Source organism: Planotetraspora phitsanulokensis, from assembly GCF_016863295.1.
Classification (GTDB): Bacteria; Actinomycetota; Actinomycetes; order Streptosporangiales; family Streptosporangiaceae; genus Planotetraspora; species Planotetraspora phitsanulokensis.
Genome location: NZ_BOOP01000009.1, coordinates 108,458 through 133,882, shown reverse-complemented (window position 1 = coordinate 133,882; position 25,425 = coordinate 108,458). Strand labels below are relative to the sequence as shown.

Annotated in this window: 22 protein-coding genes; 9 read left to right on the top strand and 13 right to left on the bottom strand. The window is 70.7% G+C overall.

From position 1 onward, the window contains the following. The first annotated feature begins 97 nt into the window (after positions 1–97). Complete coding sequence (locus Pph01_RS12530) at positions 98–466, top strand: VOC family protein (RefSeq protein ID WP_204073226.1); 369 nt, start codon at positions 98–100, stop codon at positions 464–466. A gap of 51 nt (positions 467–517) precedes the next feature. Here Pph01_RS12530 and Pph01_RS12525 read toward each other — a convergent pair whose 3' ends face one another. Both Pph01_RS12525 and Pph01_RS12520 read right to left on the bottom strand, forming a co-directional pair. Continuing rightward, a complete protein-coding gene (locus tag Pph01_RS12525; RefSeq protein ID WP_204073225.1) occupies positions 518–1,930 on the bottom strand; it encodes a sensor histidine kinase in 1,413 nt (470 codons plus the stop codon). A gap of 84 nt (positions 1,931–2,014) precedes the next feature. After that, positions 2,015–2,203 carry a hypothetical protein gene (locus Pph01_RS12520; RefSeq protein ID WP_204073224.1) on the bottom strand — a complete coding sequence of 63 codons (189 nt, stop codon included), beginning with the start codon at positions 2,201–2,203 and terminating at the stop codon, positions 2,015–2,017. Positions 2,204–2,634: 431 nt separating this feature from the next. On the opposite strand from Pph01_RS12520, the gene Pph01_RS12515 reads away from it, so the two are divergent. Next, on the top strand, positions 2,635–3,615 hold the full coding sequence (locus Pph01_RS12515) for a hypothetical protein (RefSeq protein ID WP_204073223.1): 981 nt from the start codon (positions 2,635–2,637) through the stop codon (positions 3,613–3,615). Next, on the top strand, positions 3,612–5,072 hold the full coding sequence (locus Pph01_RS12510) for an outer membrane protein assembly factor BamB family protein (RefSeq protein WP_204073222.1): 1,461 nt from the start codon (positions 3,612–3,614) through the stop codon (positions 5,070–5,072). Before Pph01_RS12515 ends, Pph01_RS12510 begins: the two co-directional genes overlap by 4 nt. A gap of 25 nt (positions 5,073–5,097) precedes the next feature. On the opposite strand, the gene Pph01_RS12505 is transcribed toward Pph01_RS12510, so the two are convergent. Beyond that, entirely contained in the window at positions 5,098–6,261 is a 1,164-nt protein-coding gene (locus Pph01_RS12505; RefSeq protein ID WP_204073221.1) for a F420-dependent hydroxymycolic acid dehydrogenase, read from the bottom strand. A gap of 227 nt (positions 6,262–6,488) precedes the next feature. On the opposite strand from Pph01_RS12505, the gene Pph01_RS12500 reads away from it, so the two are divergent. Next, entirely contained in the window at positions 6,489–8,459 is a 1,971-nt protein-coding gene (locus Pph01_RS12500; protein ID WP_204073220.1) for a S41 family peptidase, read from the top strand. On the opposite strand, the gene Pph01_RS12495 is transcribed toward Pph01_RS12500, so the two are convergent. Then, a complete protein-coding gene (locus Pph01_RS12495; RefSeq protein WP_239116640.1) occupies positions 8,456–8,872 on the bottom strand; it encodes a pyridoxamine 5'-phosphate oxidase family protein in 417 nt (138 codons plus the stop codon). The genes Pph01_RS12500 and Pph01_RS12495 overlap by 4 nt on opposite strands. Before the next feature lie 365 nt (positions 8,873–9,237). Between Pph01_RS12495 and Pph01_RS12490 the strand changes: the two genes are divergently transcribed. Continuing rightward, complete coding sequence (locus tag Pph01_RS12490; protein ID WP_204073218.1) at positions 9,238–11,256, top strand: LamG-like jellyroll fold domain-containing protein; 2,019 nt, start codon at positions 9,238–9,240, stop codon at positions 11,254–11,256. 46 nt (positions 11,257–11,302) lie between these two features. Here the strand turns inward: Pph01_RS12490 and Pph01_RS12485 are convergent, their stop codons facing one another. Then, positions 11,303–12,331, bottom strand: coding sequence for a serine hydrolase (locus Pph01_RS12485; RefSeq protein WP_204073217.1), 1,029 nt, complete (start codon positions 12,329–12,331; stop codon positions 11,303–11,305). 250 nt (positions 12,332–12,581) lie between these two features. Beyond that, positions 12,582–14,915, bottom strand: coding sequence for a peptidoglycan recognition protein family protein (locus Pph01_RS12480; RefSeq protein ID WP_204073216.1), 2,334 nt, complete (start codon positions 14,913–14,915; stop codon positions 12,582–12,584). A 276-nt stretch (positions 14,916–15,191) separates the two neighbouring features. On the opposite strand from Pph01_RS12480, the gene Pph01_RS12475 reads away from it, so the two are divergent. Continuing rightward, positions 15,192–15,488: a hypothetical protein gene (locus Pph01_RS12475; protein ID WP_204073215.1), complete on the top strand. Its 297-nt coding sequence runs from the start codon at positions 15,192–15,194 to the stop codon at positions 15,486–15,488. A 42-nt stretch (positions 15,489–15,530) separates the two neighbouring features. Here the strand turns inward: Pph01_RS12475 and egtD are convergent, their stop codons facing one another. The 4 genes from egtD to egtA are packed head-to-tail and all read right to left on the bottom strand — an operon-like array spanning position 15,531 to position 19,847. Then, positions 15,531–16,502: an L-histidine N(alpha)-methyltransferase gene (egtD, locus tag Pph01_RS12470; protein ID WP_204073214.1), complete on the bottom strand. Its 972-nt coding sequence runs from the start codon at positions 16,500–16,502 to the stop codon at positions 15,531–15,533. Beyond that, the gene (gene egtC, locus Pph01_RS12465) at positions 16,499–17,257 is read right to left on the bottom strand and encodes an ergothioneine biosynthesis protein EgtC (protein ID WP_204073213.1); all 759 of its coding nucleotides are present in this window, start codon (positions 17,255–17,257) and stop codon (positions 16,499–16,501) included. Before egtC ends, egtD begins: the two co-directional genes overlap by 4 nt. Next, the gene (gene egtB / locus Pph01_RS12460; protein ID WP_204073212.1) at positions 17,257–18,567 is read right to left on the bottom strand and encodes an ergothioneine biosynthesis protein EgtB; all 1,311 of its coding nucleotides are present in this window, start codon (positions 18,565–18,567) and stop codon (positions 17,257–17,259) included. Before egtB ends, egtC begins: the two co-directional genes overlap by 1 nt. After that, complete coding sequence (gene egtA, locus Pph01_RS12455) at positions 18,564–19,847, bottom strand: ergothioneine biosynthesis glutamate--cysteine ligase EgtA (RefSeq protein WP_239116639.1); 1,284 nt, start codon at positions 19,845–19,847, stop codon at positions 18,564–18,566. The genes egtB and egtA overlap by 4 nt, the downstream gene beginning before the upstream one ends. 163 nt (positions 19,848–20,010) lie before the next feature. Between egtA and Pph01_RS12450 the strand changes: the two genes are divergently transcribed. Beyond that, on the top strand, positions 20,011–20,709 hold the full coding sequence (locus tag Pph01_RS12450; RefSeq protein ID WP_204073210.1) for an RNA polymerase sigma factor: 699 nt from the start codon (positions 20,011–20,013) through the stop codon (positions 20,707–20,709). Then, positions 20,706–20,945: an anti-sigma factor family protein gene (locus tag Pph01_RS12445; RefSeq protein WP_204073209.1), complete on the top strand. Its 240-nt coding sequence runs from the start codon at positions 20,706–20,708 to the stop codon at positions 20,943–20,945. The genes Pph01_RS12450 and Pph01_RS12445 overlap by 4 nt, the downstream gene beginning before the upstream one ends. A 28-nt stretch (positions 20,946–20,973) precedes the next feature. On the opposite strand, the gene Pph01_RS12440 is transcribed toward Pph01_RS12445, so the two are convergent. Beyond that, positions 20,974–22,656, bottom strand: coding sequence for an alkaline phosphatase D family protein (locus Pph01_RS12440; protein WP_204073208.1), 1,683 nt, complete (start codon positions 22,654–22,656; stop codon positions 20,974–20,976). A 164-nt stretch (positions 22,657–22,820) separates the two neighbouring features. Here Pph01_RS12440 and Pph01_RS12435 point away from each other — a divergent pair, with 164 nt between their 5' ends. After that, on the top strand, positions 22,821–23,213 hold the full coding sequence (locus tag Pph01_RS12435) for an MmcQ/YjbR family DNA-binding protein (RefSeq protein WP_204073207.1): 393 nt from the start codon (positions 22,821–22,823) through the stop codon (positions 23,211–23,213). Positions 23,214–23,230: 17 nt separating this feature from the next. On the opposite strand, the gene Pph01_RS12430 is transcribed toward Pph01_RS12435, so the two are convergent. Then, positions 23,231–24,400 carry a M24 family metallopeptidase gene (locus tag Pph01_RS12430; RefSeq protein ID WP_204073206.1) on the bottom strand — a complete coding sequence of 390 codons (1,170 nt, stop codon included), beginning with the start codon at positions 24,398–24,400 and terminating at the stop codon, positions 23,231–23,233. A gap of 65 nt (positions 24,401–24,465) precedes the next feature. Next, entirely contained in the window at positions 24,466–25,416 is a 951-nt protein-coding gene (locus tag Pph01_RS12425) for a DNA polymerase domain-containing protein (protein WP_204073205.1), read from the bottom strand. Positions 25,417–25,425: the final 9 nt, after the last annotated feature.

Here is a 25,425-nt window from a genome sequence, read left to right as displayed (position 1 = left end):
CTTTCACGCGAACGGCGGTCGCGCGTCAGGTCTTTCGTGACACGAGAACGGGTGCGGGCGGCCTCGAAGCGCTTCATCCTGAGTGCGGGAGGTGGCCATGTTCACGCAGTTGTTTCCGATCCTGACCACGACTGACATGACCAAGGCGCTGTGGTTCTACCGCGACCTGATCGGTGGTGAGGTGACGTACCGATTTCCCGATGTCGGAGAGCCCGTGTACGTCTCGCTGCGGATCGGTGAGTCGGCACTGGGAATCGGCCGGCAGGACGAGCCGGGCACGCTCGTCAACGATCGGATCACCCTGTGGGTCTATGCGGACGACTGTGACGCCGCGATCGCCGAACTGCGTGACGCGGGTGTACCGGTGTTGCGGGAGCCGGCCGATCAGGAGTGGGGCGAGCGCATGGCCATGGTCGAAGACCCGGACGGCAACCGCGTTCTCGTGGCCGCCAAGGGCATCGGCTGATCGGGCCGCCGCGACGGCAGGCGGGCCTCCGCGCCCCCGGGGGGAGGGAGGTCAGGCGGCGGTCAGCGGATCGCTTCGCTGGTCGAGGCTCCGCAACCGGAGAACGAGCCGGGCGCCCAGCACCGAGTCCTCGCAGCACAGGGTTCCTCCGTGGGCTTCGGCGATCTCACGGGAGATGGCCAGCCCGAGGCCGCTACCACGGGGATCGCGCCGCCTGCCGGAGTCCAGCCGGGTGAAGCGCTCGAAGACGCGCTCGCGATCGCGGGGCGCGATGCCGTCGCCGTCGTCCGACACGGTGACGACGACGTCGCCGTTCACCGACTCGACGGTGACGTCCACCCGGGTCTCCGCATGGCGCTGGGCGTTGTTGAGCAGATTCTCGACGACCCGCATGAGCTGGACGCCCGTGCCGCTGACGTAGGCGCGGCCCGAGGGGCGGACGTGCACGGGCACGCCGCCCTCGCGCCGCGCGACTGCCTCTCTGACCAGGTCGTCGATGTCGATGGGCCCGGGCGGGGGCGGTTCAGCCCCGTTGAGCTGGGCCAGGACCAGCAGGTCGTCGACGATCGCCTGGAGGCGGTCGACGCCCACGAGCGCCGTGCGGATGGCATCGTGCGCGTTAACATTTTCCGGATCGAGAAGGGCGCCCTCCAGCTGGAGACGCATTCCGGCCATCGGAGTCCGCAGCTCGTGGGAGGCGTCGGAGGCGAAACGACGGTGGTGCCGCACCGCCGTCTCCATCCGGTCGAGGACCTCGTTGGCGGTGTCGACGAGCTGAGAGATCTCGTTGCGGCCGGGAGGCTGAGGCAGCCGCAGGCTCAGGTCGTTCGGAGTGATCTGCGACATCTTGGCGCGGCTCAGCGTCACCGGGCACAGGGACCTGCCGAGGAGCGTCCACGTCAGCCGGGAGATCGCCACCAGCAGCGGCAGGGCCGCGGCCGCGATCCACAACTCCAGACGGTGCTTCATCAGGATGGACGGCGACGGAAGCGCGGCGTAGACGAAGGCGGAGTCGGCCTCCCGGGATGTCCTGATGGCGCTGAGAAGCGAGCATCCGCCCGGGCCGCACTCGGTCAGCTTCTGGATCGGGTTGTCCGGTGGCGGACGCACCGCCGAGAGCGGCGGCATGCCGGCGGCCGGCTTGCTGGCCTCGACGACGCGGCCTCCGGCGTCGACGACCTGGACGAGCTTGACCTGGTTGAAGATGGGGATCGTGTGCGGCACCTCGCCGTTGCGCAACGCCGTGCTCCACAGTCCGGCGACGCGCCTGGTCTCGGCGCACGCGTCGGTCTCGAGCTTGTGCCGGATGACCATGTCCAGGCTCGCGCCCGCCCCGGTCAGGACCAGGAACGACAACATGGTCGCGGCCATCGTGTAGCGCGCGCGGAGCGAATGCGGCCGGTACATGGTCCAGCGGAATCTCGGGCCACCGGTCGCGCCGGCGGACAGGGCGCGGCTCACCATGTCGCCCTCCGGTGCACCGGCGCGAACGGGCCGGCGACGGCCCGGGGCGTGCGTGCCGGGTTCGGGAGAGGGGGTCGTGATGGGCTAGGAGTCACCTGCACCCTCCGCTGAACAGTCGCCGTTGCCGGAGTTGCGAACGGGCCCGAACCAGGAGGAGAGCGGGGTCTTCCGCATCCAGGCGACACCGGTCGCCGCGGGGCGGCCCTCGCGTGCGAAGCCCGTGGCCGGGCGCACGGTGTGGCGGATGCCTCCGCCGGGTCCGTTGAAGTCCATTTCGTAACTGTATGAACTAAAAGTGGTATTTGGGTGGCTGTGTTACACCTAGCCTAGATGTAGGGATATGTGAACATTGTGTAGGACAGTGCAAGATGGGGAGTACGTGTAGTCCGCATGTCCTGCACCTAGGGAGGTTGGGCCCGCCCCGTCGCTCCTCCCGGCGGACGGTGGAATGCCCCCATGCGGGCGGCCGCGATCGGCCGGTCGCGGTCACGCTTCGTAAAAGTGGAGAACCCACGATCTACGGCCGGTATCCCGTTCGACGCGGCGGTCGCGGGTCGGATGGCCGAAGTTCAGGGCGGTAATGCGACACATTTGGCCTAGCGTCCCCAAACCGGGTTCCTTACGTTATTTGCGGATCTTTGGCGTTGCATTAATCTGCCCTTGGCGTATCTCGATTTCCGCGGGTCGCGAGTTCTTGGAGGCCGGTGACAATGCTGTCCGGGAATCCGGAGCCGGAAGACGGCCCCGATCGGAGCGCCGAGAGGCCGACCCCGCCCTCCGACGCCCCGGCTGCGAAGGGCCCGGCGTCGCAGGGCCCGGCCGCTGAAAGCCCGGCGTCGCAGGGCCCGGCCGCGAAGGGGACGGCCAAGAAACGCTCCCGGCTCACCTGGGAGGCCGTCGGAGGCATCACCGCGATCGCCGGCCTGGTGGCCGCCGTCGTCTTCGGCGTGTTGCAGGCGGTGGCGCCGTCCCAGTCGGCCGAGCCCACCACCTCTGGCGTGCCTGCTGTCCCCGCCGACGAGAGGCTGGAACTGGTCGCTCTGTCGCCGTCGCGCGAACCGGTGGACGTTCCGGTCTCCGCGTACGTGTCCAACAATCGGACCGCCGTCCCGACGGCGCCGGGCGACGAGTCCAGGGAAAGTCGCGCGTTGGTCGTGACCCTCCGCAACTCCGATGAGGACACGGCGTTGTTGACCGGGGTGAAACTGGTCGTCCACTCGACCTTCGTGCCGTTGGCGTGTGGTTCGCCCGCAGGTGAAGGCGTCAAGACGACCCTCAACTACGACTTCCGCTTCCCGAAGGACCTCCAGGGGCCGTGGACGCACACCGAACCTCAGGTCTTCGCGGTGACACCTCACGACGTGGACGCCCTGTCGATCACCATGGGCCCCGAGGAGGAGGCGGGCATGACGCTGATGTGGCGCTTCTCCGTGTACGGGGTGTCCAAGGGAGGCAAGGAGGCGTACTGGGGAGACGGCGTCTGGACCGACTACTACGAGATGTCCGACGATGATTACGCCCGTTATGTTCTGGGTGACCCTCCCGAGCCCGTCGACGACAAGGTCCGGTCCTGTGCGGCCGACGTCCTGAAAGGCCTGGAGAGCTTCACGGCCGACCCGTCCCTCGTCGTCCATCCCGGCGTGACCGCGATGATCGATTACTACCGTCGGCTGGCCCAGCCGTGACGCGGGACGAGGAGGACGAGGAGGAGGACCGGCGGGCGCTCTCGCGCCGGCAGATCATCGTTACCGGGGTCACCGCGGGACTGGGGGTGGCCGGTCTCGCCTGGTACGTCGCGGGGCTGGGGGACTCGCCGCCCGGGCCGCCCCCCAGACGTGAGTTCCGGTCGCCGGCGCCGACGCCGACGGTGACCTTGGCCGGGTGGCGCGTGCCCATCGTGGTGCAGCATCTCTGCACGCCGCTCCGCAGCGGCGATGATCTCTTCCTGTACGACGAGTCAGGCTCGGTCTACGCCCTGGCCGTGGCGACGGGCGAGACGACGTGGAAGGCGGACTGCGGCATCTCGCTGTCGCAGGGCGTCGAACTGTCAGGAGACGTGCTACTGGTCGCCGGACAGACAGCGCTGGACGGCGTCGTGATCGCGCTGGACAGAGGATCCGGCAAGCAGGTCTGGCGTCGCGACACGGCCGGCCAGGTCGGTTTCCATCGGGGTCCTCGGCCCGGATCGGTTCTGGTGCACGATGCCGCCGGTGTGCTCCTGCTGTTGGACGTCGCCACCGGCGAGGTCGTCTGGCGGAGCGCGTTCACGTCTGACGCTTTCCACCTCTTCAGCGTCGATCGGCTGGCGGTCAGCGGCTCGGTCGTCCTGGAGACCTTCGGCGGCACGCTGCGGGCCGATACGGGCGACCCGGTCACCCACCCGAACACCGAGTGGTTCAGGGGCGTCGACGGCGCCGACGGCACAACGAGGTGGACGGCCGACGTGGCCGCCGCCGAGTGGACCGTGGTGCCGCACGCGGGAGGCGGGCGGCCCGGCACAAAGGGCCTGATCGATTGGCTCGGCACTGAGGTCCCCGGATTCGCGCAGGTCGTCCGGACGATCGCCGCTCCTTCTGGAGACCCGAATTTCGCGCTTTCCACCACGTCGGAACTGGTCGGCATCGACGTCGGCTCCGGCCGGAGCACGTGGGCCCTCCCCGCCGAGACGCTGTCGCGACCTGTGATCGGAGCGGGTGCGATCTACGTCGTCGCCTCTTCGGCGCAAGAGCCCACGCGAATCCACGGACTGGACGCCCGCACCGGGCGGGACATCTGGACGTTCACGCCTGAGGGCGACGACGCGAAGATCCTCATCCCCGCTGCGTCGTCGCTCGCGATCGACGGAGACGTCCTGTGCGCGGGGTCTCAGGACGGGATCCTCGCCCTCGACGCCAGCACCGGCAGGAGGGTCTGGGCGGCTCATCACGGAGCGCACGGTCTGCGCGGAGCGCCCGTCGCCTCACGAGACGTCGTCTACATGCTCGACGAAGGCGGCTCGGCCGCGATCCGCAGTTGGCGGCTCAGTGACGGAAGAGAGCGTCCGGTCGTCGGCGCGGAGGGGGACGTCTCCCTGTTTCTCGTGGACGGCATGCTCCTGCTTCGTACGGGTGAGGAACTGCGCGCGGTTCCCCTCGGCCCGTGATCACCCCCTGCGTGATCACACCGGATCAGCCGTGGACGTGGGGGAGCACCTCCCGGCCGTAGAAGTCGATCACTTTCTGCTGGTCGTTCTGGCCGGAGTGGATGAACGGAGTGGCGCCGAGGTCGAGCAGACGCTGTACGGCCTTGATGTGCACCTGCGGGTCCGTGCCGCGCGGCCATGACTCGTACACCTTCGACAGCGGCCAGCGCTGCTCGGCCAGACGCTGGATGGTCACGGGGTTGGGCTGGTAGAGCAGGTCGCCGAAGCCGTGAACGGTGAAGCGCCACTTCTGCGCCGCCTGTTCGGCCTCCGCCCGGCCGCCCACCACGACCCAGGTCTCGACGAGCTTGGGCATGGCGTCCGGGTTCCTGCCGGCGGCCCGGGCGCCTTCGTTGAACGCGTCGACCATGCGTTTGTCCGTGATGTCGTGCGTCTGCACCACCCAGCCGTCGCCGTACCGTCCGGCCAGGTACGCGCTCTTCGGCCCGCTCGCCGCCACGTAGATCGGCACCGGCCGGCTCGGCACGTCGTACAGCTTGAACTGCTCGGTCTGGTAGTAGCGGCCCTTGTGGGTGACCCGCTGGCCGGTCCAGAGCTTGCGGATGAGCCCGATGGCCTCGATCAGCCGCTCGTGACGCTCGGGATAACGGTCGAACCGGCCTGTCGAGGCCAGTTCGTTCAGCGCCTCCCCCGAGCCGACGCCGAGGAACACCCGTCCGGGCGTCAGGATGCCGAGAGAGGCGAACGCCTGTGCGACCTGCGAGGGATGGTGGCGGTACAGCGGGCAGGTGACGCCCGTGCCGTACGTCAGCCGTGACGTGCGGTCGCCGACGAGGGCCAGCGTCAGCCAGGGGAACATGCTGTGGCCCTCGTCGTCCTGCCAGGGCTGGGAGTGGTCGCTCGTCCACACGTGTCCGAACCCGGCGCGCTCGGCCATCTCGGCGAAACGGACGAGGTCCTGTGTCCGGAACTGCTCGTGCCCGAGGACGAACCCGACCGGCGACGCCGGTGGCCTGCCCGCGCCCGGCGGCGACGGGCTGGGCGTCGCCGCCGCGCCGGATCCCCGCAGGATGCCCGGGCCCAGTGCCGCGCCGCCCACCGCGGCGGCTCCCAGCATGGAGAACCGCCGCCGGGAGATCATCGCCGATCTGTCCGTTTCGGGACGCCGTTCGCTCTCGTGTCCGCTCATCGTCGTTCTCCCCCCGACATCGGCACGAGTTGTCGCCCCATACCCCGACCTATTCCGTACAAACAGAAGAAATAGCGATATATCGGGCCATGGCGATTAAAGGGCACGACGCGGAACGTGAGTAGGGGCGTACTCACGACGTTCAGGGCGACGTCGGCTTAGCCTCCCTCCAAGAGGTGGTGATCCCACCGGGATGACTCCTCGTGAGAGACCTCAAAGGGGGGCCCATGCCAGAGATTCCCGTTCTCGGCCTGGCGGACGATCACGCACTCGGCGCGGTTCACGAGATGCCGCGGATGCGGGAGATCGTCCAGTCCAGCCCGCTCACCCCGGCCGACCGGGCGCTGCTGGTCGACCAGGCCGCCGTCGTCCTCGACGGGCTCTACGCGCACCTGCTGCACAAGCGCGCGATGTACGCGATCGATCCGAGCCAGCGGCTGCGCCTGCTGCGGGCCAAGCTGCCGACGCTGTCGGACGCCGACTTCCACGTGGAGCTCGTCAAGATCTTCAACCAGCTCCGCGACGGGCACACCGAGTACGTCCTCCCGGAGGCGTACCAGGGTCCGGTCGCCTTCCTCGGCATCCGGGTCGAACGGTGCTGGGACGGCGACACGCCCCGGTACCTCGTCACGAGCCGGTACGACAAGCTGACCGGCGACGCGCAGCTCGTTCCCGGGGTGGAGGTCACCCACTGGAACGGCATGCCCATCGAACTGGCCGTGGCCAGGAACGCCGAGCGCGAGTTCGGGGGCAACCCCGCCGCCCGGCTCGCCCGCGGGCTGCAAGCCATGGCGATCCGCCCGTTCGTCACCGCGGCGCTGCTCGACGAGGACTGGGCGGACATCAGGTACCGGACGCAGGCCGGCGTGACGCGTGACGTCCGCATCCCGTGGCGGGTCTTCGACTCGATCCAGGACCTCCGCGAGTTCCTCGGGCTCCGCCCGACCGTGGCGGGCGCGGTCCCGACCGCGGTGGGCTACGACCTGCGCACGAGCCTCGCGCAGAGGCTGCGCAAGCGACTGTTCAGCGCGTCGGACGAGACGCCGGGCTCCGGGACGGCCGCGGCGGCCCGCGAGATCGCCACCACCCGGCCCGAGCTGAAGGCGAGGATCATCCGAGCCTCGGACGGCCGCGAGTACGGCCATCTGCGGATCTTCTCCTTCCACCTCGAGGACCTGAGCGCGGACGGCGACTTCGTCGACGACATCATCGGCTTCCTCAACGAGGTGGCGAGGGTCCTGACCCTCATGCCGGAGAACGGGCTCGTCGTCGACGTCCGAGACAACGGCGGCGGCTTCGTGGTCGCGGCCGAATACCTGCTGCAGATGCTCACACCCAACCGGATCGCCCCCAGCCCGACCCAGTTCGTCTGCACCCCGACGACCGCCGCCTTCACCCAGGCGCTCGACGAGATGGCCGACTGGCGGGCGTCGATCGCCGATTCGGTGCAGACGGGCGCGCAGTACTCCAGCGGTGTGCCGCTGGACGACGCCGACTTCATCAACACGGCGGGGCAGCTCTACCACGGGCCGGTCGTGCTCGTCACCGACGCGCTCTGCTACAGCGCGACCGACACGTTCGCGGCCGGTTTCCAGGACAACCGCGTCGGCCCGGTGCTCGGGGTGGACGAGGCGACGGGCGCGGGCGGCGCGGAGGTCCGCACCCACTCGGCCATCCTGCGGGACTGGCCGGAAGGTCCGCTCCGGGCGCTCCCCGGCGGCGCCGACTTCCGTCTGTCCATTCGGCGGACGCTCCGGGTGGGCACCCACGAAGGCCAGATCATCGAGGACTTCGGCGTCGTTCCCGACCACCTGTACCGGCTGACCAGGCGTGACGTGCTCGAGGGCAACCTCGACCTGATGGATCGGGCCGTCGCGCTGCTGCGCGAGGGCAGGCCGCGCACCCTGGAGGTCGACGACGTCGCCGTCGACGGTGCCCAGATCATGCTCACGCTGACGACCCGCGCGCTCACCGGCGTCGACGCCTACGCCAACGACCGCCCGGTCGCGGTCGTCGCCGTCGCGGACGGGACGAACACGATCTCCTTCACCGCGCCCGAGGCGGAGCAGGTGACCGTCCGGCTGCTCGGCTACGACGGGACCGTGCTGTCGGCCGCGAGGAACCTGCTCTTCAGCGCGGCGGACGGCGCGGACGAGGGCGGCAAGACCTCCTTCGTGCGCGAGCGCATCGGTCTCTAACCCTGGTCCTCCGACAGCCAGACCTCCGGGCGCATGCGAATCCTGATCATCCGGTCCGTCGCCTCCTCGGTGGAGGCTACGTACCGGCCGGCGCCTTCCTCGCCCAGATAGCGCCGGGCGAAGTCGCGCCGCTCGTCCCGGGTCACCGACTCGTCGATCACGGTCACCGGCCCCTCAACCGACACGTACCGATAGGGGGGTTCGGTGGTCTGGACGCAGAGGCTGAACCGCCCCGCCCGCCTGATCAGGCGTGCCTTGCGGCTGTCGCGCGCCGTGATCAGGACGATCTCGCCCCCGGGCGCGTAGCCGTACCAGATCGGCACGGTGAGCGGGCCGCGGGCGTCTCCGTCGACGACGCTCACCACCGCGACCCGCGCCTCCGCGAGGAATGTCTCGCGCTCCCGGCCGCTCATCGCTCTCGACATACGTCAGCCCTCTTCCGCCGAAGACCGTCCTACGGCTCGCCGACATGCAGTCTCCCGCCGGAAGACGCTTGGGTAGCCCCCGGGGCGAATCCGGTGTGACAAGCATCACAATCACGGTCGACGCTCTCGCCTGACATGTCCATGTTTGCGTCCCAATTAGTGAGATGAGTCATGTGTCCACACAGGTGGCCTTAATCTACTCGGGAGGCTCCACGGGATTGCGGCCATCCTTATCGGATCTCGCCGCCGGGATGTTACGGAGTGTCGGACGGTTTACCGACTGTCAGCTTTCGCGGTTTCGGTCACCTTCTTACGATCAAAGCTCTTTGGACCGATCTTTTTCGTGAGGTGACATGAGACTCCTGTGGCCGGGACGCACCGGCCGAAACGGCGGCCGTGAGCGCTCTCGACTTCTGGGTGCATCCGCCGCGTTCGCCCTGACGGCGTCACTGCTGGCCATCCCGCTCCCCGCGGCCGCCGCGGAAGTGCCCCTGGCGCCCACCAACCTGATGTCGCACGGCAAGCCCTGCGCCACCGGCGAGTCGCGCCCGTGGGTGCTGACGGACACCCCGGTTCTGGCGGCGACACAGCAACACCCGACCCCCGGCAAGCAGTCGCTGACCACGTTCTTCTACTGGTGGCCACTCGGCGGAACCCGCAACGAGACCGACGTGCTGTCCCAATCCTCCGGCAACCCCTCGGGGGTCTCGCAGGCCATCCCCGAGGGCAGGCTCACCGACGGCTCGTCGTACGTGTGGCAGGCGCGCACCTTCGACGGCGCCGCCTTCGGACCGTGGTCGGTCAAATGCCAGTTCACCGTCGACCTCACTCCGCCCCCCGCGCCGGGCGGCGTCACCTCGAGCGACTACCCGACTGAGGGTCTCCACAGCGGAGTGGGCGTCCCCGGAGTCTTCGAGGTCACCGCGCCGACGACGGGTGCCGAGGACATCGCGGGCTACGAGTACAGCTTCGATTCCACGACCAGCGGCACGTACGTCGCCGCTCGCGCGAAGGACCACGGCGCCACCTTCACCGTCGCGCCGGAGCACGCCGGTGACAACACGTTGAGCGTGTGGTCCAAGGACCGCGCCGGCCGGCGCTCCACGCCGTTCACCTACATCTTCACCGTCCGCGCGCCCGCGGGCCCCGCAGCCGAGTGGACGTTCGACGAGACCGGCGACGCCGCCGACCTCACCGCGCACGGCAACACGGCCGTCCTGGCCGGCGGCGCCACCCACACCGACGGCAGAGGCGGCACGGGCACCGCCCTCTCCCTGGACGGCGTCTCCGCGTTCGCCGCCACCAACGGCCCGGTCCGCGCCCCGAACCCGGACACCGGCACGATGACCAAGGTGCGCACCGACCACACCTTCACGGTCACCGCACGCGTGAAACCGGCCTCCATCGGAGCCGGCGAGGTCGCCGCGGTGTCCCAGGACGGCGCCCTCACCTCCGCGTACGTACTGGGCCAGTCCGGCGACCGGTGGACCTTCCGGATGGCGGCATCCGACACCGACGCCCCCGCTTCGGCCACCGTCTCCTCCGACGCCGCCGCGACGACGGGCAAGTGGACGCACCTCGCGGGCGTCTACGACTCGGTCACCCATCAGCTGCGGCTCTACGTGAACGGCGTCCGCCAGTCGTCCACCGCCACCCTCGAAGGCGGCTTCCGCGCCACGGGGCCGGTCGCCATCGGCCGCGCCAAGGCCGCCGGAGCCGCAACCGGCTTCCTCAGCGGAGCCCTGGACGACGTCCGCGTCTACGACTACGCCGAGACCGACTCCCACCTGACCGGCTTCGCCGCACCGCTCCAGCCGACCATCACGTTCCCCGACGGCGACACGGTATCGCAGGGCGGGAAACTGACCGTCCGGTTCGACGCGGGTGGCGACACCAACGTCACGAGGTTCCGCTACTCCGTAGGCGACCTGTCCCTGAGCGATACCGCGGAACCGGAAGTGCCTGGAGGGCCGATCACGATTTCCATCGACGCGGGCACGGTGACGGGTGAACGCGGGATCTACGCCGTGGCTGAGGACGAGGCGGGCCGCCGTTCACAGATGACCCGGGGCACGTACACGGTGGAGGGCCAGAGCGGTCAGGTCCGCGTCACCGGCATGGTGTTGGACGGCATCACGTCCCTGCCGGTCGCAGGAGCGACCGTCACGCTGGAGCCGGCGGGGCTGTCGACAGTCACCGGCGCCGACGGCAGGTTCGCGTTCGACGGGTTCCCGCCTGGGACCTACACGCTGTTCGCCACCACAGGCGGTGCCTGCCCGCGGTCGGGGAGCACCACGCTGGACATCGACGGCCGGGGGGCCTGGGCGGACCTCTACGCCGACCCTCCCGAGTCCGGCTGCTCCGCCGGTTAGGAGGCTGTGCGACCGGCGCGGCGGCACGTGGTGTGCGCCGCGCCGGTCACGCGTCCTTTGAGGTGGAGGGGGCGGAGATCGCCTTGGTGAGGGCCATGCTGACCATCTCGGCGACGTGCTCGACGGTGGCGATGCCGTCTCCCATGGAGCGGGTGCGGCTCGACAGGACGGCGATTAGGTAGTCGTGGTCGTCGCCCTGGACCCGGCCGATGCTGTTGATGGTCCACAGGTCGCCGTCGATCTTGCGGGGCAGCCAGCCGTTCTTGAGCTCCGTCGTGTCCTTCCGGCCCGCGGCGGCGCTCACTCCCCAGTCCTGCGACGAGACGACGTCGCCCATCAGGCCCAGGGCGTATCGGCGGCTCTTGGCGTTGAGCGGGCTCTTGTCCGACGTCAGCGACTTCAGGAGGCGGATCTGGTCGGCCACGTCAGTCATGGTGGCGCCCCAGTAGCCCGCCGGGCCAACCGTCGTATGGCGCAGCTTGAGCTTCTTGTTGGCGGCCGCCACGCCGTATGAGCCGCCGACCTTGTACCACAACGCGTCGGCGGCGTTGTTGTCGCTCTCAGTGATCATACGGGTGGCCAGGGCGCGCTCGTCGCGGCTGAGCGCCCGCTTCTCCCGCTGAGCGCGCAGAAGGAGCGTCGCCAGGATGTCGACCTTGACGATGCTCGCGGTGGCGTGCCGCATGTCGGCGTTGTAGCCGTACGACAGTCCTGTGGACAGGTCCTGGATCTGCACCGAGACCTGGCCGGACCGGCCCCTCAGGTACGACCCGACGCGGCGGCTGAGGTCCTTGCGTGCCGACTTCGAGAAGACCGGCTTGGGAGCGGGGGTCGGCGTCGGGCTCGGCGTGGGGCTCGGCGCCGGCGTCGGCGTCATCGCGGGGACGACGGCCTGGATCGTCGCGGAGGGGGCGGCCATGTGCACCGCTCCGGAGTGCGAGGCGGTGAACTGCGAGCCGCCTCCGATGAGGACCGCGACCGTCACGAGCGCCACCGCGGCGCGCAGGACCGCCCCGTGTCTGGGCGCAGGCTGCAAAGCGGCTCCGGGGGCGTCACGGGGCCGCTTGAACGTCATGCCAGACAGGTTTATGGACGCATATTGGCCCAACCTTGGCCAAAGCTACAAATTTCCTGACCAATGCCACTAGTGACCCATGAGAACTCCCTGGTCACACCCGCACCCCTCGGCCCTCCCTCCCGCCCCTCCTGCGTGATCATGCGGCCCCGCCGTACCAAAAGCAGAGGCTCCGTACGGACATCCGTACGGAGCCTCCGCATGGCTTACGCCATGTGACGAGCAGGGCGATCCGCCCCGCCGGGCAGGCCTACTTCACGTAGGCGATGCCGTCCGTGGCGACGGTCGCCCGACCGGCGGTGCCCGCAACCACGATCTTGATGGTGTGCTTGGCGCTGCTGGTCCAGCTCTTCGTCCAGACGATGTTCCGGTAGCTCGTCGCGGACGCCTTGCTGTCGACCGTGGACGTCTTGACGCCGTCCACGTAGACGGTGAAGGCGCCGGTGTTCGTCGCCCGCTTGACGATCAGGCCGACCGAGCGGCCGGTGAAGGTGTAGGTGGCGCTCGCGGTCTTCGCGGTGCTGTAGAGGATGCTGCCCCCGAGGTAGGACTTGGAGGTCGTCGTCTTCCACGTTCCGACGCGCTTGGCGCTGGACTCGTACTGAAGGGCGGCAGACTGGGTCACCGACGAGGTCTTCGAGTTCCCGGCCGCGTCGGCCGCGGTCACCGACCACGTGTTCCAGGCCTGGTTCTTCGACGTGTACGCCCACGAGGTCGCGGTCGTCGACAGCGTGACCTTGGACGGCGACGCGACCTTCAGGGACCGCAGCAGCGTGTTGTCCGTGGCCTTCCACCGCAGGCTGACGGGCATCACGCCTGTCGTTGCGACCGTTCCGCTCCTGATGCCGAGAGACACCTGGGGGCTGAAGGTCGGGGCCGTCTTGTCCGTCACCACCGTGTAGGTCGGCGACGTCGCCGTCGTTCCGTTGATGTTGACGGCGCGCAGCTGCACCTTGTGGGAGCCGGTCGCGAGGGTCACGCTCGCCGAGCTGGCCGTGGTGTACGGCGTGGAGACGACCTTTCCGTCCACCACGACCTCGTACCTCAACAGCGCGGCCTTCCTGGCGGTCCAGCCGAGCGAGACCGTTCCCTTGGTGTAGTAGGTCGACCCCACCTTCGTGGCGCCCGTGATCGTGCTGAGGGCGAGGGAGGTGACCGGGGTCGTCCACTGCTTGGCCGTCGTCCTGATGGTGGGGAGCGCGGCGTAGAGCTTCGTGCCCGGGCACGCCGTGGCGTAGCCGTCCCGGTGGCCGGAGATCGTGTTGAAGCTGTACGAACCCGGCTTGAACTTCCCGTTGTCAGCGGTGATCGTCAGCGTGACCTTACCCGTCGGGTTGCCGCCGGCGAGGCCGAGCTTCCACGCGGCGAGCTTGGAGATCGCCTCGAGGGCGGCCGTCGACGGGGCGGGGTCGCTCGCCTCGTTGAAGCTGCCGAGCAGGGCGATTCCGGAGGAGGACGTGTTGAAGCCCAGCGTGTGCGCGCCGATCACGGGCCTGTCGATGCCGCCTGCGCGGCCCTCGAAGATCGTGCCGCACTTGTCGACCAGGAAGTTGTAGCCGACGTCGTTCCACCCGTTCGTCTTGACGTGGTAGAGCATGATTCCCCGAATGATCGCGGGGGAGTCGGCGCAGGAGTAGGTGTTGACCCCGTCCGTGTGATGGACGAAGACCTCCTTGACCGTGGGCGCGTACTCGGGCGGATCCGTGACCAGACTCTCGTCGGCGCCCCACGACGCGCGGGTCTTGATGGCCGGGCGGGGCGCGGTGCTTGCCGGGGTGGCCGCGAGCGTCTTCGCCGTCACCTTCGGCGTCGGCGTCGGCGTCGTCTTCGGGGAGGCGCTCGGGGACGGCGGTGCGGGGGGCGTGGGCGTCGGGGTCGCGGCCGGTGTCGTCGCGGGCTGCGTGGCCGGTGTCGGTGTCGTGGCCGGTTCCGCCGGCGGCGGAGTGTCCACGGTCGACGGGCTCGGCTCGGACGCCGGATCGGCCGGCGCGTCCGGTTCGGTGGTGCTGACGGCTCCCGCCAGAGTCACATCGCCCAACTGGGCGCCCGCGGCCCGGACCCCGGTCTTCCGCTTGCCGTTCCCCGGGTCGACGAGTTCGAGGCGGAGTCCACGGGGCAGGGTGTGGCTCTTGCCCGTCACGCGGACCTCCACACCGTTGGAGGGGCCCACCCACAGGGGTGCGGTGGCGCCGCGGGCCTGCCGGTCGGTCCTGCTGCCCGCGTCGGGCAGGTCGTCGCTCTCGGCCTCGACCGGACGCCACGACGACCAGGTGCCGGAGGCGGCGGCGCGCGTGCGCACCTCCACCGCGCCGTCGATGGCCTCGTGGGCATTGTCCCAGCTCACGCCCAGCAGGCTGAACGGCTTGGTGGCCGCGGCGGGCAGGCCCTGAACCGACCGCTTGCCGGATCCGCCCGACTCGCCGGAGGGCAGGTCGCGCAGCGCGAGCGTGTTCACCTGGCCCGGGGCGGGGGGTTGCGTCGCCGGCGACGCGGTCGAGGAGGGACCGCTGACCACCACGAAGGCCACTGCTGCGGCCGCCACAGGTGCGATCGTGCTCAGCGCGACGATCATGCGCCTCTTCATGAATCTCCGATCATTCGGTGGACTGATCCCGTCCACCGCGGCAGGTCGTCGCCGGGGGATATCGGGGGAAGTCTGCGGCCGGGAGCCAGGCAGTACCGTGCCTGGTTTATCACAAATAGACCTGATCCTTCGTTCGGAATGCGACAGCCCGATTCACCGCTCGCCGGGGAATGCGACGGGCCCTGGGGGCGGCAGACACGTCGCAGGCGCATGCCTGGGCTGGTGAGGGGCTAATTCGGATGAATCCTGCATATTTCCTGTGTGACGTAGCACACATTGACCGTCGAGACGCTCATCGCCGCCGCCCTGATCCTCGGCGCGTTCTCCAATGTGGTGTTCATCGGCAGCGCCGTCTTCTCCTTCGGCATCTGGTCGACCGCCGAGCACTTCCACATGCCGTGGACGCGTCCCGGCATGACCGACCTCGGCGCCTCGATCGGCTACGTCATCGCCTCACTCGCCCTGTTCTGCGCCGCGGCCGGCTCGACCTGGAGCGTCGACCGGGTGCTGCGCCGGCGGCTCGGCAGGTACGCCTGGATGGCGAGCCCCGCACCCCGGTCCGAGGCCGCCTGATCGGATCCGGGGGACGGGGTCACCCGTCCGGTGCGAGCCCGATCAGCGCCTGAAGGACAGCGAGAGCCCGAACCTGCCCGCCCGGTCCGTCCACCAGTGGCGCAGGTCGAACCCGCCCGCGGCCAGTTCGGCGCGCACCCCCTCGGGACGGAACTTCGCGGAGATCTCGGTACGGATCTCCTCTCCCTCGGCGAACTCGGCGATCAGGTCCACGGCGGGAAGCCGTACGGACTGCGGCCGCAGCGAGCGCAGCCGCATCTCCATCCACTCGTTCTCGGCGTCCCACACCGCGCGGTGGGCGAAGGCCGCCGGGTCGAAATCGGCCCCCATCTCCCGGTTGAGCACCCGCAGGACGTTGGCGTTGAACTCCGCCGTCACGCCGGCCGCGTCGTCGTACGCCGCCACGAGGACGGCCGGGTCCTTGACCAGGTCGGTTCCCAGCAGGAGCGCGTCACCCGGCGACAGCGTGCCGTACAGGTCGAGCAGGAACGCCGCCCGCTCGTCGGGCACGAGATTGCCGATCGTGCTGCCGAGGAAGGCCACCATCCGGCGGCCCGCACGGGGAAGCTCGCTGAGGTGCGCGCCGAAGTCGGCGATGACCGCGTGCACGGCGAGCTCGGGGTAGTCGGCCCGCAGCGCGTGCGCGGCGCTCATCAGCGCGCTCTCGCTCACGTCCACCGGCACGTATCTGCTCAGCGTGCCCGCGGAACGCATCGCCCCGAGCAGCAGCCGGGTCTTCTCCGACGACCCCGAGCCGAGCTCGACGAGCGTCTGCGCACCCGCGAACGCGGCGATGTCGCCCGCGTGGGCCACGAGGATCTCCCGTTCGGCGCGCGTCGGGTAGTACTCGGGCAACCGGGTGATCTCCTCGAACAGCTCGCTGCCGCGGGCGTCGTAGAACCACGCGGGCCGCAGCCGCTTGGGTGCGGAGGTCAGGCCGTCGAGCACGTCGGCGCGCAGCGCCGCGTCGAGGTAGCCGGCGGACAGGTGGTTGTCGATGGTCAGCGTGGTCATGCTTCCTCCGTGGCCGCGGCTTCGATGGGGGAGACCGACACCTCGCCGCCGCGGGCGACGAGCAGGCTCGCATTCGGGACGTCGACCCAGCCCGGGTCGTCGTCGGACGGCTCCGAGGCCACCACGACCCCCCGGCCGTCCACCCGGTAGGAGAGGGTGTCGCCGTAGGCCGTCGCGGCGATCGCCTCGCCGTCGGTGATCAGCAGGTTCAGCCGGCCGTCCGCGTACGCGGCCACGTCACGGACGGTGCGGGCGAGCGCGCCGGCCATGGTCGCCCCTCCGGCCAGCCGGTGCCTGACCAGCGCCCACACGAGCGCGGAGTCCGTGCGGGCCGGCAGGTCGAGGAGCAGCGCTGCGGGCAGCAGCCCGGCCAGCCGGGCCGCCGAGCCCGGCCAGCCCGCCACGACGCCGTTGTGGCTGAACAGGTAGGGGCCGTCCCGGAACGGGCAGGCCGCGGAGGCGTCCGGGGCGGTGCCCTCGGTCGCGGAGCGGACGGCGGCGAGCAGCGCCCGGGTGCGGGTGACCCGCGCCACGTCGGCGAAGGAGTCGTCGGCCCACATCGGAACCGCCTGACGGTACCGGGCGGGCACCGGGTCGCCCTCGGCGTACCAGCCGGCGCCGAACCCGTCGGCGTTGACCGTGCCGTACCGCTGCCGCCGCGGCGCCCAGGCCTGCCGGTGCAGCCCGAACGGCGGATCGATCAGCACCTCGCGCAGGGACACGGGGTCGCCCAGGTAGGCCACGTGACGGCACATCAGACGCCCTCGCCGGGAGCGGCGTCGCGTGCCGTGCGGAATCCCGAGAAGATCTGCCGGCGGATCGGGTAGTCCCAGTTGCGGAACGTGCCCCGGCAGGCGACCGGGTCGGTGGCGAACGAGCCGCCGCGCAACACCTTGTACTCGTCGCCGAAGAACACCTCCGAGTACTCCCGATAGGGGAACGCGGCGAAGCCGGGGTATCCGCGGAAGTCGCTGGAGGTCCACTCCCAGACGTCCCCGATCAGCTGGCGCACGCCGTAGGCGGAGGCCCCGGCGGGGTAGGCGCCCACCGGGGCGGCCTGCAGGTGACGCTGGCCGAGGTTAGCGTGCGCGGCGCCCGGCTCCTCGTCACCCCACGGGTAGCGGCGGGAGCGGCCGGCCGCCGGGTCGTGCCTGGCCGCCTTCTCCCACTCGGCCTCGGTGGGCAGCCGCCTGCCCGCCCACGAGGCGTACGCCTCGGCCTCGTACCAGCACACGTGCACGACCGGCTCGTCCGGCGGGACCGGCTCGACGTGCCCGAACCGCCTGCGCAGCCATGTGCCGCCCTCGCGCCACCAGAACCTGGGCCCGGTCAGCCCGGCATCCTGCCTGTGCGCCCAGCCTCCCGCCGACCAGAGCTCCCGCCGTTCGTATCCGCCCGCCTCCATGAACGCCAGGTAGTCGGCGTTACTGACCGGCACCGTGTCGATCCAGTACGCGGGCACGTGCACCTGGTGCGCGGGCCGTTCGTTGTCGAGGGCCCAGGGCTCCGTCGAGGTGCCCATGGTGAACGCGCCGGCGGGGACGAGCACCTCCTTCGGCCACCATCCCGAACTCGCCGCGGGCGGCGGCGCCGACAACACCGGCACCCCCTCGCGCAGCTGGTGGGTGGCGAGCATGGTCTCGTCGTGCTGCTGCTCGTGCTGGACGATCATCCCGAACGCGAAGCCGTTCTCGACCAGGGGGTCTCCCTCGATCGGTGAGCGCTCCAGCAGCCCGACCACGCGCTCCCTGACCGTCGCGATGTACCGGCGTGACTCCTCGGGGGAGAGCAGGGGAAGCCTCGGACGCTCGGCCCTTGGGTGCTCGAACGCGTCGTAGAGGGAGTCGATCTCGGGGCGCATGGGCTCTTGGCCGCCCACGGCCCGCAGCAGCCACAGCTCCTCCTGGCTGCCCACGTGGGCGAGGTCCCACACGAGGGGGGACATCAGCCGCGAGTGCTGCTTGATCAGGTCGTCCTCGCCGACGCAGCCGGTGAGCGCGAGGCTGCGCTCACGGGCGGCGGTGAGCAGGTCGTAGGCGCGGCTGCGGATGTCTTCGCCGGTCATGTCCCGGCCTCCGTTCGGATCGGGTCGTGGATCTCGGAGCGGGGGGTGTCGTGAGAGAGGCGATCGGGATCGTCGGCCGGGCATCGGCCCCGGCTGACATAGGTATCGGTGAAGCGCTCGACCGCCGTGCGGACCGCGGCGGGCGCGTCCATCCGGTCCAGCGCGTCCAGCGCCGCGGCGAAACAGGCGGTCGCGGCGTCTGCCGTCGCGCGGTCGGACAGCCCCTGCGCGGCGGCACGCCGCCAGGGCCCGGGGTCGAAGGGGTCCCAGCGCTCCGTCGCGGCCAGCGCCAGGTCGGCGGCCACGGGATCCTCGACGAGCGCGGTGGCCACGGCCAGGGGCACGAGCCAGCCGTCCTCGCCGTGCTGGGCGTCGATCATCCGCAGTTCGATCCAGCCGCGCGGCCGAACCGGCGGGAACAGGGTGGTGAGGTGGTAGTCGACGTCCTCGCGGGTGACCGGGCGGGGCCCCGCGCCCGCCAGCCAGTCGCGCAGGGTGAGACCGACCGGCACCTGCCACGGGGCCGGTCCGCGGACGCACATCACGGGCGCGTCCAGCGCGTACCTCGCCCACGCCTCGGCCGGGTCGGAGCCGGTGGGGGGCGACGTCCTGCGCGGGTCGATCCGGGCCCACACGGCCTGCCGCGTCGACTTCCATCCGGTCGGCCGGCCGGCGTGACACGGCGAGTCGGCGAAGGCCCCGACCAGGACCGGTCCGATGGCGTGCGCGACCCGCCACCGCCGCGCCATCCCCGTGGGGCCGGCTCCCGGCAGCCCCGCGTCGAGGCACACCTGGACGGACGCGGTCCCGCACATCATGGTCCTGCCATGCGGGCCCGCGCGGTCGAAGTAGCTCTCCATCGCGACGTACCTGGGGGCGTCCCGCACTCTCACCGGCGGGCGGTACGGATCGGCGCCGCCGCCGGACAGGCGCAGACCGGCGGCGTCCAGACCGGAGCGCAGGCTCGCCATGTCGGCCGCGGCGGTGGCCACGGCCTCGCCCAGCGAGGGCGCCGGGGCGGAGCTGAGCTCCACCTGGCCGCCGGGCTCGCGCGACAGGGCGCCGGCCAGTTCGCCCTCGGCGGGCAGCGCCGCCGTGACGCGGGCCGGGTCGACCCGCGCGTACGGATCACGCGCGTCGTGGACGAACCATTCCAGCTCGACCCCGACCGTTCCCGGCACGCCGGGTGTCAGACAGGTCGTCGCGATGTATTCGATGGCGTCGTCGGCGCTCCAACTCGTCGCGTACGGCGGCGCCTGCTCCCCTGATCCCCGATGCACGCCCCATTGGTCTCGGGAGGACGGCCAAGCGTTACGGACATCTTCGACTGTTTCTTCATCTGTTTCTTCATCGGATATCGGTTGTTCGGAATCGGTCCATCGGATCGGCCGGGGAGACTCGCCGCCCGCCGGAATGTCAGGAGGGCCGGTTAGAGTGCGGAGCATGCCCGAGGCCGACCCGCAGTCACCTGGCCCCGCCCTTCCGGCAGACGACGTCGTCGTGGAGGCCCTGCGCTGCGGCGACGAGGACATGTTCGCGGCGCTTCTCACGGCGTGGTCGCCGGGGATGTTGCAGGTCGCCCGCGCGTACGTCGCGGACGAGCACACCGCTGAGGACGTCGTCCAGGACGCGTGGGTGGGGGTGTTGCGCGGCATCGACAAGTTCGAGGCCCGGTCCGCCCTGCGCACCTGGGTGTACCGCATCGTGATCAACAGGGCCAAGACCCGGGGCGTCAACGACGCCCGCACGGTGCCCATGACGAGCCTCACCACCGCCAAGGAGGACTTCGACCCCGCCGTCGATCCCGGCGGTCCCCGTGGTGGTTCGCGTGGGGGTTCGCGTGGCGCCGACGATCCCGTCGCGTTGCCGCAGACCCCGGTCGCGTGGCCGTCCCCCGAGGGTGAGATCCTCGCCCTCGAGGTCCACCAGCACATCGCGAGTGCGCTCGACTCGCTGCCCGCCCGGCAGCGGGTCGTGATAACACTGCGTGACATGCAGGGGTACAGCAGCGACGAGGTCTGCGCGATTCTTGAGATCACCGCGGCGAACCAGCGGGTGCTGTTGCACCGTGCCAGGGCGTCGTTGCGCGGCACGCTGGACCGTTACCTGACGGCCCAGTCCGGCAAGGAGCCGACGCGATGACCACGATGAACTGCGCGGAGTTCGTGGGCCTGGTCACCGCCTATCTCGACGAGGAGCTCGAGACCGGGACGGAACGACGCTTCACCGGGCACATCGCCGAGTGCGGCGGCTGTGACGTCTACCTCCGGCAGATCCGCGTCACCGTCGCCGAGCTCCGTCGTATGCCCGCCCACGACCTGACCGACCAGACACGCGAAACCCTGCTCGACGCGTTCCGCGACTGGTCGGCCAGGTAGGGCCTTTCAGCGGTGGGTCAGCGGTGGGTCAGGGGCGCTCGGTCTCCAGTCGCACCGTCAGGTCGGCGGTGATCCCGGCCGTCGCCTTCAGGGCGGGGTCGAGCGGGCGCAGGTAGGTCTGCTGGACGCCCGGCACCCGGTCCTCCACGACGAACGTGGCCCTGACGTACGCCTCGGAGCCGGGGGTCTGCACGTGCGGCACGACCTTGAAGTCGGCGGTCATGGCGTCCCGCTCGATTTTCGTCAGGACGTATCCGCGCTGGTTGTTGTAGAACTTCAGGTGCGGGTTGATCGCCAGGAAGGGATGGGCCGCCGGGTCGGAGTCCGCCCCGTCGCCGCCGGTGCTGATCGAGGTGGTGACCAGCTCGGAGCCCACCGACGGGCCCGTCGGGTCGTCGTAGTCGAGCTTGAGGTCGCTGGCCCAGTGGGCGTGCACGTCCCCGGTGAGCACGACGGCGTTGCGCACCTCGGCGTCCACCCATCCCTGGGTGATGCGCTGACGTGAGGCGACGTATCCGTCCCAGGCGTCCTGGCTGGTCACCTTGGCCGGCCCGGCGTTGTTGTCGCGCTGGGCGAAGAAGACCTGCTGGCCGATGACGTCCCACCGGGCCTGGGACCTGCGGAAGCCGTCCAGCAGCCACGCCTCCTGCTCGGCGCCGGTGATGGAGCGTGCCGGGTCGACGGCCTCGGGGCAGTCGTCGTACCCGTCGCCGCAGCCCTGGTCGTCGCGGAACTGACGCGTGTCGAGCATGTGGAAGTTGGCCAGGCGCCCCCAGCGGATCCGCCGGTAGAGCTGCATGTCGATGCCGCGCGGTATCGAGGCGCGGCGCAGCGGCATGTTCTCGTAGTAGGCGCGGAACGCGGCCTCGCGGCGGGCCAGGAAGTTCGGCTGCGGGATCGACAGGTTCTCGGGGACCTCGTCGGCCCAGTTGTTGTCGAGCTCGTGGTCGTCCCAGACCACGAGCCACGGCGCGGCGGCGTGGGCGTTCTGCAGGTCCGGGTCGGCCTTGTACTGCGCGTGCCGCTGCCGGTATCCGGCGAGGGTCTCGGTCTCCGGGCCCTCGTGGTCGCGGACGTTGCCGCCGGGGATGGTGTAGGTGTTCCTGGTGTATTCGTACTGGTAGTCCCCGAGGTGCAGGACGAGGTCGGGGTGGTCCTCGGCCAGCCGCCGGTACGACGTGAAGTACCCGTGCTCGTACTGGGCGCAGGAGACGAACGCCATGGTGAGAGCCCCGCCCAGGGACGACGGGTTCGGAGCGGTCCTGGCCCGGCCGGTCGGGGACACGTACGGGCCGGTACGGAAGCGGTACCAGTACTCGCGGTCGGACGACAGGCCGTTCACTTCCACGTGGACGCTGTGCCCCCACTGGGGCGTGGCCTCCGCGATGCCGGCGCGCACTAAGCGGCGGCACCGCTCGTCGGCGTAGACCTGCCACAGGACCGGGAACGAGCGCAGGGGCATGCCGCCCATGCCGTCCTCGGCGAGGGGGGTCTGGGCCAGGCGCGTCCAGATGACGAAGCCGGAGTGGTCGGGGTCGCCCGAGGCGACGCCGAGGGTGAACGGGTCGGTGACCAGGCCACGGGAGGCCAGGCTCTTCGCGGTCTCGGCGGCCGGGTCGGGAGTGGCGAAGGCGGGGACGGCGGGCAGGGCGGTGACCGCTCCCGCGGCCAGACCGGTGACAAGGAAGGATCGTCGATCGAGGTGCGGCACAAGTGCTCCTAGGGCGATCCGGGAGGGGGACCACCGTAGCCTGACCGCGCGGCATGACCCGTTGGTTAACTGCAACCGTCACGTAAAAGGCGGTCTTCGCGCGTGAAGCCCTGTCCGTACGGGGAAACCGTCCGCGTCCGGCCCGCGCTGTTTAGGGTGTGGGCATGGCGACATGGGACGACGTACGCCGGATCGCACTGGACCTGCCCGAGGCGTCCGAGCGGTCGTCGCGCGAGGGCGCGCAGGAGTGGCGGGTCAAGGACAAGCTGTTCGCCTGGGAGCGGCCGCTGCGGCGCGCGGACCTTGAGGCGCTCGGCGACGCGGCCCCCGACGGGCCCGTCCTGGCCGTGCGCGTCCCCGACCTCGGCGTCAAGGAGGCGCTGGTCGCGGACGACGGAGACGTCTGCTTCACCACGCCGCACTTCGACGGGTACGCCGCGATCCTCATCCGGCTGGAGCGGATCGCCGTGCCCGAACTCCGGGAACTCATCATCGAGTCCTGGCTGGACCGTGCGCCCAAGCGCCTCGCCGCCGCCTATCTGGAAGCCTCCCGCTGAGTCTTCTCCTGGTGCGGTCAGAAGGTGTCGGCGCGGATGAGGCCGGTGGGGAAGTGGTGCAGTGACCGCGCGCCGTCGGCCGTGATCTCGAACATCTCGCCCGTCTGCACGCCGGCGCTCAGGTCGGGGGTGCAGACGTTCGGCTGCACGACCACCGTCATGCCCTCCTCCAGCGGGAGCAGGTCCCGGCCGGACGGCTCGGACCGGTGGCTGAGCACCGGGGGCAGGTAGCCGCCGCCGAGCCCGTGCACGAGGTCGTCGACCGTGGTGAACCCCGCGTCGAGCACGAGGTCCGCCGCCGCGCGGAGATCGAGCGGCAACGCGCCGGGGCGGAGCAGCGCGGTCATGGCCGCGAGTGCCGCGTCGGCGACGTCGTGCAGTTCGCGATACAGAGGCGTCGGCTCCGCGTCGACGGTGACGGTCCGCAGCAACTGGCCGGGATAGTCGGGGCCCCACGTCGTGCTCAGCTCGAAGACCACGACCGAGCCGGACTCCAGGCGGCGGGAGGTCGGCCACTGGCCGGGAGCGCACCGGTCAGGCGACTCCATCGACGTCGCGGCGACGTAGTGGATGTGGTTCGCGCCGCCCGCCGACGCGTAGGCCGACTCGACCGCCGCCACGAGGTCCAGCTCGGTGGCGCCCGGGACCGCCGCCGACACCAGCGCGGCGGCCGACTGGTCGGTGAGCGCCGCGGCGTGCCGCAGCCAGGCCATCTCCTCGTCGCTCTTGCGCGCGCGCAGCCTGCCGTACTCTCCGTCGAGTTCCACCACGGCGGCCACGCCGTCGAGGGCGGACCGGAGGCTCACCGGCACCGGGCCGATCGTGCCGACCCGTCGGACCGTCCCCAACGTCGTCAGCACCGTGTCCGGCGTCCGCTCGACGATCGCGGCGACCTCGCAGCCCCTCGCCAGGCGCCGCGCGTTCGGCACATGGTTGGGAAAGCTCACCAGGAGCGCCGGCGGAGCGCCCGGACGGAGCACGGCCACCGCCTCGCGCGTCACCGGCCACCCGGTCAGCCAGGGCACCGCGTTCCCGAACTTGTTGGCCCCGTAGGCGATCACCGCGTCGAGCTCGTGCCGGGCCGCGAGCTCGTCTACAGCGGCCCGCCTCCAGGCCATCTCCGCGTCGGTGAAGTCGGGCGGCGGCGTACCAACGCCGGGGAGGAGAAGACTCGGTCGCGTCGACATGGAGTGCACTGTAACGGCTATGCACTCGTTTGCACTAGGTGAATCCGTCCGAAGTGCGGGACCGCTCAGGTGCGGCGGGCGCGGGCTCGGCGTTTGCCTTCGTGCATGGCCTGGACACGGGCGACGGGGATCGTGTGGCCCTCCTCCACCAGGTCGGACGGCAACTCCTGCGGCTCGGGCATGAGCTCCGTCCACGGGTCCCGTTCGCCGAGGAGTCCGGCCGCGGTGTGCACGGTGAAGTCGGCCGGCGCGACGCTGTCCAGGTCCTCCCAGGCGACGGGGAACGACACCGGCACACCCGGCCGTACGCGCGGGCTGTAGGCCGCCACCACCGTGGCCCCGCCCGCGCGGGTGGAGTCGAGGAACACCTTGCCGCCCCGGTCCTCCCGGATGAACGCCGTCGTCGCCAGGGCCGGGTCGAGGCGCTCGGCGCGCGCGGCCACCGCGCGGGTGGCCGCGGCCACGTCCCACATGGCCGCTCCCGCCGCGAGGGGGACGAACACGTGGACGCCCTTGGCGCCGCTGGTCTTGACCGCGCCCGCCAGCCCGGCGTCGGACAGTGCCTGCCGCACCAGATGGGCGGCCCGTACGGCCATGCCGAACGCGTCCCCCTCCGGGGGGTCGAGGTCGAGCACGAGATGGGTCTGCCGGTCCGGTTCGGCGGCGCGCATCAGGGCGGGGTGATACTCGACGGCCCGCTGGTTGGCGAACCACAGCAGGGTGCGGCGGTCGTCGCAGAGGGCGTAGGACACCTCCCGCTTGGAGGTCTCGGCCCAGACCGAGACCGTCCGCACGAACGACGGGGCGTACTTCGGGACGTTCTTCTGCATGAAGGGGTCCTGGCCCGCGCGCACCCGCATCACCGACAGCGGCCGGTCCCGCAGGGCGGCCACCGCACGATCGCTCACCGCGTCCAGGTAGTCCACCAGATCACGCTTGCTCGCCCCGGCCCCGTCGAACAGCGGCTGGTCGAGATTCGTGAGCGACACACCGTCCCGCGCCTCATCGCTGGTCACCAGCCCACC

What these genes read in the sequence shown, in the direction of transcription:
- Pph01_RS12480 (WP_204073216.1), bottom strand. Translation starts at nt 14,915, where the DNA reads ATGAAGAGGCGCATGATCGTCGCGCTGAGCACGATCGCACCTGTGGCG.
- Pph01_RS12520 (WP_204073224.1), bottom strand. Translation starts at nt 2,203, where the DNA reads ATGGACTTCAACGGACCCGGCGGAGGCATCCGCCACACCGTGCGCCCG.
- Pph01_RS12525 (WP_204073225.1), bottom strand. Translation starts at nt 1,930, where the DNA reads ATGGTGAGCCGCGCCCTGTCCGCCGGCGCGACCGGTGGCCCGAGATTC.
- Pph01_RS12495 (WP_239116640.1), bottom strand. Translation starts at nt 8,872, where the DNA reads ATGAGCGGCCGGGAGCGCGAGACATTCCTCGCGGAGGCGCGGGTCGCG.
- Pph01_RS12505 (WP_204073221.1), bottom strand. Translation starts at nt 6,261, where the DNA reads ATGAGCGGACACGAGAGCGAACGGCGTCCCGAAACGGACAGATCGGCG.
- egtD (WP_204073214.1), bottom strand. Translation starts at nt 16,502, where the DNA reads ATGACCACGCTGACCATCGACAACCACCTGTCCGCCGGCTACCTCGAC.
- Pph01_RS12490 (WP_204073218.1), top strand. Translation starts at nt 9,238, where the DNA reads ATGAGACTCCTGTGGCCGGGACGCACCGGCCGAAACGGCGGCCGTGAG.
- Pph01_RS12445 (WP_204073209.1), top strand. Translation starts at nt 20,706, where the DNA reads ATGACCACGATGAACTGCGCGGAGTTCGTGGGCCTGGTCACCGCCTAT.
- Pph01_RS12430 (WP_204073206.1), bottom strand. Translation starts at nt 24,400, where the DNA reads ATGTCGACGCGACCGAGTCTTCTCCTCCCCGGCGTTGGTACGCCGCCG.
- egtB (WP_204073212.1), bottom strand. Translation starts at nt 18,567, where the DNA reads ATGACCGGCGAAGACATCCGCAGCCGCGCCTACGACCTGCTCACCGCC.
- egtC (WP_204073213.1), bottom strand. Translation starts at nt 17,257, where the DNA reads ATGTGCCGTCACGTGGCCTACCTGGGCGACCCCGTGTCCCTGCGCGAG.
- Pph01_RS12530 (WP_204073226.1), top strand. Translation starts at nt 98, where the DNA reads ATGTTCACGCAGTTGTTTCCGATCCTGACCACGACTGACATGACCAAG.
- Pph01_RS12450 (WP_204073210.1), top strand. Translation starts at nt 20,011, where the DNA reads ATGCCCGAGGCCGACCCGCAGTCACCTGGCCCCGCCCTTCCGGCAGAC.
- Pph01_RS12435 (WP_204073207.1), top strand. Translation starts at nt 22,821, where the DNA reads ATGGCGACATGGGACGACGTACGCCGGATCGCACTGGACCTGCCCGAG.
- Pph01_RS12500 (WP_204073220.1), top strand. Translation starts at nt 6,489, where the DNA reads ATGCCAGAGATTCCCGTTCTCGGCCTGGCGGACGATCACGCACTCGGC.
- Pph01_RS12485 (WP_204073217.1), bottom strand. Translation starts at nt 12,331, where the DNA reads ATGACGTTCAAGCGGCCCCGTGACGCCCCCGGAGCCGCTTTGCAGCCT.